This is a genomic window from Kitasatospora sp. NPDC008050, assembly GCF_042957465.1.
Taxonomy (GTDB): Bacteria; Actinomycetota; Actinomycetes; order Streptomycetales; family Streptomycetaceae; genus Kitasatospora.
Window position 1 is genome coordinate 1 of sequence record NZ_JBIBIJ010000067.1, and the last position, 2058, is coordinate 2058.

The 2058-nt window shown below is 66.4% G+C and carries 1 protein-coding gene; it reads right to left on the reverse strand.

The window, feature by feature from the left end:
- The coding region (locus tag ACFZB9_RS36870; protein WP_391454538.1) for a type I polyketide synthase at window positions 1-2058 on the reverse strand (2058 nt) is incomplete at both ends.

The window sequence follows — 2058 nt, forward strand, 5'->3', positions numbered from 1 at the left end:
GCTGGAGCCAGTAGTGCTGGTGTTGGAAGGGGTAGGTGGGGAGGGGGGTGGGGGTGGTGGGGTGGTGGTTGGTCCAGGTGATGGGGATGCCGTTGGTGTGGGCGTGGGCGAGGGTGGTGTGGAGGGTGTGGTTTTCGGGTTGGTTGCGGCGCAGGGTGTGGGTGTGGGTGTGGTTTGGGAGGGTGGTGGTGGCGTGGTTGGTGAGGGTGGGGTGGGGTCCGATTTCGATGGTGTGGGTGATGTTTTGGGTGTGGAGGGTTTGGAGTGCTTGGTGGAATCGGACGGGTTGGTGGATTTGGTTGGTCCAGTAGGTGGGGTTGGTCCAGTGGTCGGGGTTGTCGGGGATGGTGCCGGTGACGGTGGAGATGAGGGGGGTGGTGGGGTGGTGGTAGGTGAGGGTTTGGGCGACTTTGTGGAAGTCGTCGAGGATGGGGTGCATGAGGGGTGAGTGGAAGGCGTGGCTGACGGGGAGTTGTTTGGTGGTGCGGCCTTGGTTGGCGAAGTGGTTGGCGATGGTGGTGATGGTGGTGGTGTCGCCGGAGATGACGAGGTTGTCGGGGGTGTTGATGGCGGCGATGGAGGCGTGGTGGGTGTGGTTGGTGAGGTGGGGGGTGATTTCTTCTTCGGTGGCTTGGATGGCGATCATGGTGCCGCCGGTGGGGAGGTTTTGCATGAGGCGGGCGCGGGTGGCGATGAGGGTGCAGGCGTCTTGGAGGGTGAGGATGCCGGCGGCGTGGGCGGCGGCGAGTTCGCCGATGGAGTGGCCGGTGAGGGCGTGGGGGTGGAGGTTGTGGTGTTCGAGGAGGCGGTGGAGGGCGATTTGGAGGGCGAAGGTGGCGGTTTGGGTGTAGAGGGTTTGGTTGAGGAGGGTGGCGTGGTGGGTGTCGGGGTGGGCGAAGAGGATGTCGCGTAGGGGGTGGTCGAGGTGGGGGTCGAGGTGGTCGCAGATGGTGTCGAGGGTTTGGGCGTAGGTGGGGTGGGTGGTGTAGAGCTGGTGGCCCATTTGGGGGTGTTGGGCGCCTTGGCCGGTGAAGAGGTAGGCGTAGCGGGGTTGGTGGTTGGTTGAGGTGATGAGGTGGGGGTGGGGGGTGTTGGTGGCGAGGGCTTGGAGGGTTTGGAGGAGGGTGTTGCGGTCGTTGTGGGTGGTGAGGAGGGCGGCGCGGTGGTGGAGGTGGGCGCGGGTGGTGGCGAGGGTGTGGGTGGTTTGGTGGATGGTGAGGTCGGGGTGGGTGGTGAGGTGGTGGTGGAGTTGGGTGGCTTGGGCTTGGAGGGCTTGGGGGGTGGTGGCGGAGAGGAGGAGGGGCAGGGGGGTGTCGGTCTGCGGGGTGGTGCTGTCGGTGCTGTCCTGGGTGTTGGTGTTGTCGGTGTTGTTGGTGTTGTCGGGGGTGTCCTGGGTGTCGGTGTTGTCGGGGGTGTCGGTGGTGGGGGGTGCTTGTTCGAGGATGATGTGGGCGTTGGTGCCGCTGACGCCGAAGGAGGAGATGCCGGCGCGGCGGGGGTGGTCGTGTTGGGGCCAGTTGAGGGTTTCGGTGAGGAGTTGGATGTTGCCTTCGGTCCAGTCGACCTTGGTGGTGGGGGTGGTGATGTGGAGGGTGCGGGGGAGGGTGGCGTGGCGTAGGGCCTGGACCATTTTGATGATGCCGGCGGCGCCGGCGGCGGCTTGGGTGTGGCCGAGGTTGGATTTGATGGTGCCGAGGTAGAGGGGTTGGTTGTCGGGGCGGTTGTGGCCGTAGGTGGCGATGAGGGCTTGGGCTTCGATGGGGTCGCCGAGGGTGGTGCCGGTGCCGTGGGCTTCGACGGCGTCGATGTCTGTGGTGGTGAGGCGGGCGTTGGTGAGGGCTTGGCGGATGACGCGTTGTTGGGCGGGGCCGTTGGGGGCGGTGAGGCCGTTGGAGGCGCCGTCCTGGTTGACTGCGGTGCCGCGGATGATGGCGAGGACGGGGTGGTTGTTGCGTTGGGCGTCGGAGAGGCGTTCGACGAGGATGACGCCGGCGCCTTCGGACCAGCCGGTGCCGTCGGCGTCGGTGGAGAAGGACTTGCACCGCCCGTCCGAGGCGA